The sequence below is a fragment of the Frankia sp. R82 genome (assembly GCF_023716925.1).
In the GTDB taxonomy this organism is placed as follows: Bacteria; Actinomycetota; Actinomycetes; order Frankiales; family Frankiaceae; genus Frankia.
Window position 1 is genome coordinate 1 of the sequence record NZ_JAMQQG010000249.1, and the last position, 6,289, is coordinate 6,289.

4 protein-coding genes are annotated in these 6,289 nt (G+C 74.2%); 3 read left to right on the forward strand and 1 reads right to left on the reverse strand.

What is annotated here, in order from left to right; genetic code table 11:
• Positions 1 to 333 precede the first annotated feature (333 nt).
• Together ND747_RS19585 and ND747_RS19590 are read left to right on the forward strand one after the other, a co-directional pair.
• Positions 334 to 2,844, forward strand: coding sequence for a tetratricopeptide repeat protein (locus ND747_RS19585; RefSeq protein WP_251735257.1), 2,511 nt, complete (start codon positions 334 to 336; stop codon positions 2,842 to 2,844).
• A gap of 8 nt (positions 2,845 to 2,852) precedes the next feature.
• Positions 2,853 to 4,169, forward strand: coding sequence for a PP2C family serine/threonine-protein phosphatase (locus tag ND747_RS19590; protein ID WP_251735258.1), 1,317 nt, complete (start codon positions 2,853 to 2,855; stop codon positions 4,167 to 4,169).
• A 34-nt stretch (positions 4,170 to 4,203) separates the two neighbouring features.
• On the opposite strand, the gene ND747_RS19595 is transcribed toward ND747_RS19590, so the two are convergent.
• The gene (locus ND747_RS19595; protein WP_251735260.1) at positions 4,204 to 4,677 is read right to left on the reverse strand and encodes a YbaK/EbsC family protein; all 474 of its coding nucleotides are present in this window, start codon (positions 4,675 to 4,677) and stop codon (positions 4,204 to 4,206) included.
• A gap of 446 nt (positions 4,678 to 5,123) precedes the next feature.
• Between ND747_RS19595 and ND747_RS19600 the strand changes: the two genes are divergently transcribed.
• A partial coding sequence (locus ND747_RS19600; protein WP_251735261.1) for an ATP-binding protein occupies positions 5,124 to 6,289 on the forward strand: 1,166 nt, incomplete at its 3' end.

Here is a 6,289-nt window from a genome sequence, read left to right on the forward strand (position 1 = left end):
GGGCTGCTAGCCTACGCTTATGTGCTGCCCCGAGGGGGCGTGGTTCTGCTCGACGATTCATAACCGGCCCAGCTGCACGCCGCCGCCCCGCCGGCCCCGGCCGTCCCACCGGTATCCCCTGCCATCTCCCTGGCCTCCCCCGCCCACGCCGTGTCGTCCTCCCCCGCCGCGCCCCGGGCGTCCCGGACCTCCCACGCGGCGCCCCCGACGCCCTCCGGTGATGCGCACTCCGACTCCGGCTCGGCCGGTCCCAGGGACGGCGGTGCCGCCCGTGACGGCGGCGCTGCCCGTGACAGCGGGGTCGCCCGTGACGGCGGGGTCGGGCGTGGCCCGGTGAGTGATCCGGGCAGTGATCCCGACGCGGCGACGCTGCCGCCGCGACCAGGCTGGTCAGGCTGGTCGGACGGGCCGTCGGAGTCCGGTGCCCCGGTCGGACCGCTGCCGGTCGCCGCACCACCGGTCGTCTGGGCAGCCGGTGACCCGTCGGGCGTGGCACGTCCCGCCTCGGTAGCTCCGGCGCGCTATCCGGCGCCCCGGGTCGGCGCAGGGCGGCCCTGGGCCGCGGCCGGCAGCCGAGCGGACCGTCGGACGGCAGACAAGGCGCAGGTCCGGGCCGCCGACGCGGCCGGCGGTGCAGATGCAGCGATCGGTGACGACAGCGCTGGCGCTGGCGCGGCAGCCGGCTGGTCCGCCGTGGCGGGATCAGCGGGCGGGACGGGGGCGGCGGGCGGTGCGGGGGCGGCCGACAGCCTGGGGGCGGGGCTGGTGGAACTGCCCGCGGTCGAGCAGCCCGATCCGACGTCGCTGCTGCTCAACGACCCGCGACTGCCGCTGCGGCTGCGGCTGTGCCGAGGCTGCGGAGAGCCGGTGGGACGGGCGCGGGCCGGCCAGCAGGCACTCGCGGAGGGGTTCTGCGCCGGCTGCGGTCAGCCGTACTCGCTGCGTCCGTCCCTGCGCCCGGGCGATCAGATCGGCCGGTACGAGATCGAGGGGGTGCTCGCCCACGGCACCCACGGCTGGACCTACCTGGCCCGCGACCACACCGCCGCCGCGGACGCCCGGGTGGTCTTTCGCGGGCTGAGCACCGCCCCCGAACGCGACGTCCGGGTAGCGGCCATGGCCGAACGCCGTTTTCTCACCGAGCTGGACCATCCCGGGATCGTGAAGGCCCACACGTGTCTTGAGCACGGCGACACCAGCTATCTCGTCACGGAACACGTCGCTGGTCTTACGCTTCGTGAGATGCAACGACGACGGCAGACAGATGCGGGCCGGCCTGACCCCCTGCCGGTGATCGCCGCGATCGCCTACGTCCTGGCCACCCTGCCCGCCCTGGACTATCTGCACCGCCGCGGCCTGGTCTACGGGGATGTCCGGCCGGACACCATCATGGCCAGCGGGCACCAGGTGCGGCTGATCGACCTGCGGGCCGTGCAACGCCTCGAACGTCGTGCGGGCGGTGCCCGCGGCGGTGCCGCGGTGGGGGCGCTCGGGTTCCAGGCACCGGAGGCGGGCACCGACGGGCCGTCGGTGGCCGGCGATCTGTATGCCGTCGGGCGAACCCTGGCCGCGCTGGCTCTGGACCTGCGCGGTTTCACCTCGACCTACCGGTTCAGCCTGCCCCCGGCGTCCGCCCATGCCGTGCTCGCCCGGCACGAGTCACTGGCCCGGCTGCTGGCCAGGACCACCGCCCGCGACCCGGCAAGACGCTTCCACCGGGCCGACGACCTGCGCGGCGAGCTGCTCGGGGTGCTGCGCGAGATCGTCGCGACCGAACGCGGCCGGCCGTCCCCGCCCCCCGTCCGCAGCACCCGCTTCGGCCCCGACACCAGCTCCGCCCCCGACACCGGCTCCGGCCCCGGTACTGGCGCGGCTGCCAGCAGGGCCACGGGCAGCGGCACCGCCGTCGACACCACACCCGCCGATGGCGGGCGACCGAGGTGGCCGGTGCTGCCGTGGACGGCGCTGCCCCGCCTGCTCGCCCCGCCGGACGACCCGGCCGCCGTCGCCCTCGCGACACTGCCCGACGTCCCGCCTGCCGAGCTCGCGGCTCTGCTTGCCGCGTTGGGGGCGTCCAGCCCGGCCGCCCGGCTGCGCCTGGCCGACCTGCACCTGCGCACCGGTGACCGGGACGCGGCGCGCACGCTGCTCGACGCCGCCCTGGCCGCCGACCCGCGGCAGTGGCGCGTCCACTGGCAGCGTGGCCTGCTGCTGCTGGCCGAGGGTGACACCGACGGCGCCGCCATCGCGTTCGACCGGGTCTACGACGAGGTGCCCGGCGAGCTTGCGCCGAAGCTCGCGCTCGCGGTCACCGCCGAGTCCGCCGGTAACGACGATCGTGCCCGGGTGCTCTACGACCTGGTTTCCCGCACGGACACCAGCTTCGCAAGCGCGGCGTTCGGGCTGGCCCGGCTGCGGCTGGCCGCCGGTGACCGCACCGGGGCCCTCGAGGCCTACCGCCGGGTGTCGCCCACGCCGGGCGATCACGTGCAGTCACGCATCCACCTGGTGCGGGCGCTCGGCTCGGCCGGTGACGACCCGGCCACGCCGAACCTCGCCGGGCTGCGCAGTGCCTCGGCCATCCTCGCCGACCTGGACCTGCCCGCGGCCACCCGGGCAGAGCTGACCCGTGATCTGCTCACCGATGCGCTGCGCCTGCTACGCTCCGGCGCCCAGGCTCCCGACCCGGGCACCGAGATCGCCGGCACTCCGCTGCAACCCGTGCCCGTCCGCCTCGGTCTGGAGCACGCCTACCGCACCCTCGCCCGCCACGCCCCCACCCGCACCGAACGCCACCGCCTGGTGGACCTCGCCAACCGCATTCGCCCCCGAACCCTTTTGTGATGCCACCCATGACCTCTCCTGCCTCCCCCACGCCGCCGCTTCCGCCGACGCCGGCAGGTTCGCCCGCGAACGGCACGGCGCCGGTCGCTCACCGGGCTCCCACCGACAGCACCGCGCCGGACGCCCACAGCGTGCCGGTCACCGACGACACGCCGACTGTCGACATCGTCGCGTCCATGGTCGGAAACGGCGGCGACGACGGCGAGCTCGATCTCGGCGCGGCTGCTGCCGTCAGCAACGTCGGTCTGGTGCACCAGACCAACGAGGACGGCTACGCCCTGCGCACCGTGCAGCTGCCCCCCGCCCGCAGCGACGCCACCGTCCCAGCTGGAGCTGACATCCCCGACCGCGGGTCGGCTCGCGTTGACGGGTCGGCTTACGCGTCAGGCAACGGCAGCCTGGCCGGTCACGCCGAGTCGATCACTCTCGCCGCGGTCTGCGACGGGGTGTCGACGGCTCCCGGCTCCGGTCCGGCCGCTGTCCGCGCGGCCCGTGACGCCGTCGACCTGCTCGCCCACATCGCGACGACCATGTCCGCCGCCGTGCTCCCCGCCGACGAGGCCATCGCGGGCGGCGCCGGACCAGGTACCCCCGTGGACGGTGTGCCTGCCACCGGCGGTGTCGCCGCGCACCTCGCGGGCGACGTCACCGTGGGTGGTGCGGATGCGGGTGGTGCGGACGCGGGTGACGTCGGGGACGACGACGCGCCGACCGTCGGGGGGGACTTCGTAGCCGGCGACACACGTCCGCTGGGGCCCCGTCGCCATCCAAGCGACGGACCTGGCACCGCCTGGCAGCCGAGCGCGCTGCGGGCCGCCGCGGCCGCCGCCGAGCGAGGTGCCCTGGCCTCCGTCGTCGACAGCCACGACTCGCCGGCCTGCACCTTCGTCGCCGCGATCGTCACGTCCGAGCAGATCACCATCGGTTGGCTCGGGGACAGCCGCGCCTACCTGCTCGACCAGTCCGGACCGCAGCTGCTCACCCGGGACGACACCGTGGCCGCCGAGGCCGTGCGGGCCGGCCTGCGACCGGCCGGGACCGCCGAGTCGGGCCCGGGTTCCCACACCATCACCCGGTGGCTGGGCACATCCAGCCCCGGCACGGTGCCGCATGTCATCACGTGCACGCCGTCCGGATCCGGTCGTCTCATCCTGTGCAGTGACGGGCTGTGGAACTACCTGTCCGCCCCGGAGCGACTGGCCGCCCGCGTTCAGGAGCTCCCCGCGGACGCATCGCCCCTCGCCGTCGCCCGGCATCTCACCTCCGCGGCCCTGGTCGCCGGCGGCGGCGACAACATCACCGTGATCGTCGTCGACCTCCCCTGACCGGTGGCACGCGCTTTCGGCGGGGTGGGGCGGGTCAGGTTACGGGGAGGACGATGTGCTCGTCGAGAATGCTGGTGATCTTGCCGGGAATGCGGAAGACGGCGTTGGGGGTGCCGGCGGCGGCCCAGACCTCGTCATACTGTAGAAGGTCCTCGTCGACGAACAGGAGCATTGGCTCCCGGTGGCCGAGCGGGGGGACGCCTCCGATGGGGAAACCCGTGGTCCGTTTGACGTAGGCGGCGTTCGCCCGGCCTATTTCGCTGCCGAGCACGGCCGCGATCTTCGCCTCGTCCACCCGGTTCGGGCCGCTGGCCAGCACCATCACGGGGCCATCGGTCGCGGTGTTGCGAAAGACCAGGGACTTGACGATCTGTTCCTTCGCGCAGCCCAGGGCGCGGGCGGCGTCGTCGGCAGTATGGGTGGAGTCCGACAGCTCCACCACCTCCAGATCGAGCCCACGACCATCGAGCATTTCCTGGAACTGCCGGGCCCGCTTGCTGAGACTCACCTGTGCCGCTCCTCGGATTCGACGCCCGACAAACCAATCGGACGTAAACGGCTCAACATTACCGACAACGGCGAGGCCGACCAGCCGAACGAGGAAGTCGACCCGTCCGATCCCAAAGGCGACCAGCCGAGCGGCGAAGGCGAACGGCCGCACGACGGGCGGCGGTGCCGCCCGGGTGGGGCACGGCCGGTGGCCGGCATGCCGTGCGTCGGGGCTCGTAGCGGGTGTGGCGGAGGCGGCGGACGGGTTGCTGTCCGTGTGGGCGAGGTGGACACGTCCCGGCGCGGGTACGTCACCGAACACCCCCGGTCGGGCGGTCCGCTCGGGAATCGCTGACTTCTCTGGCATGCTGGACGGCGCGGAGACAGTGCGGGCAGCGGCGTCTCATCGGACCGTCTAGGTGCCGGCATCCTGAGGTGGCCGGCCGGTGCGGGAGGCCGGTCAGTGTGAACGGACCCAACGTCTGGGCCAGGGCAGACAGCTCGGCCACCAGCGACGGCACCGCCAGCTATGACGGCTCGGCCGCTGCTGACAACCCGGCCGATTCCGACGGCTCGGCCCGCTCCGACGGCTCGGCCCGCTCCGACCACCCGGCCGGTTCCGACGACCTGGTCGACGCGGATGGCGTGGTCGTCCTTCGGCTGGACGACCGGTCCGGCGGTGTTGACACGGTGCGCCGGACGGTGGCGAAACTGCTCGCCGGTGGGCGCTGGGAGCCGTTCAGGGATGACGCCTGCCTCGTCCTCAGCGAGCTGACGACCAATGCGTTGCTGCACGGTGACGCGCCGATCGAGGTGCGCGTCCGCCTGGGTGGGGCGGCGTTGCGGATCGAGGTCGCTGACGGAAGCCGGGTCCTGCCGGTGCGTCCGCCGGCTGGCGGGGATGCCCTGACCGGTCGCGGGATGGTGCTGGTCGCCGCCGCGTCCGGCCGTTGGGGGGTCGATCCGCTGCCCACCGGCAAGGTCGTCTGGGCCGAGTTCCGCCCCACCGACACCGCCGGTGACAACGACAGCGAGACGGACGGTCACACCGCGGCGGTTCGCGGGCTTACCGGCATCCGCGGGGTTCGCCCACAGATGCTGCCGGTGACCGGTCCGCCGCCGTCCTCGCCGGGGCATGTCGTCCGGCTCGGTGATGTGCCCACCGATCTGCTGCTGGCCGCCAAGAACCATGTGGACGGGCTGGTCCGCGAGTTCACCCTGGCCGCCGGGGGCGCCGCGTCGGGCACGAGTGTGGCGGTGCCCGAACGGCTCGCCGAGCTGCTGACGATCGTCACCACCCGGTTCGCCGGGCCGCGCCAGGCGATCAAACGGCAGGCCCTGGCGGCGGCCGCGAGCGGGCAGCCCCGGACGCCGCTGGAACTCGTCCTGCCCTCGAGCGCGGCAGCCGACGCCGAGCAGTATCTGGCGGCGCTCGAGGAGATCGAGGGTTACGCCCGGGCGGCCCGATTGCTCACCGTCGAGTCACCGCCGCAGCATGTCGCGTTCCGCCGCTGGTACATCGGGTCTCTCGTCGCACAGCTGCGCGCGGCCGACCGCCAGCACCGCGACGGTGGTGCGGGCGGTGCGGGCGGTGCGGGCGGTGCGGGCGGTGCGGGCGGTGCGGGCGGTGC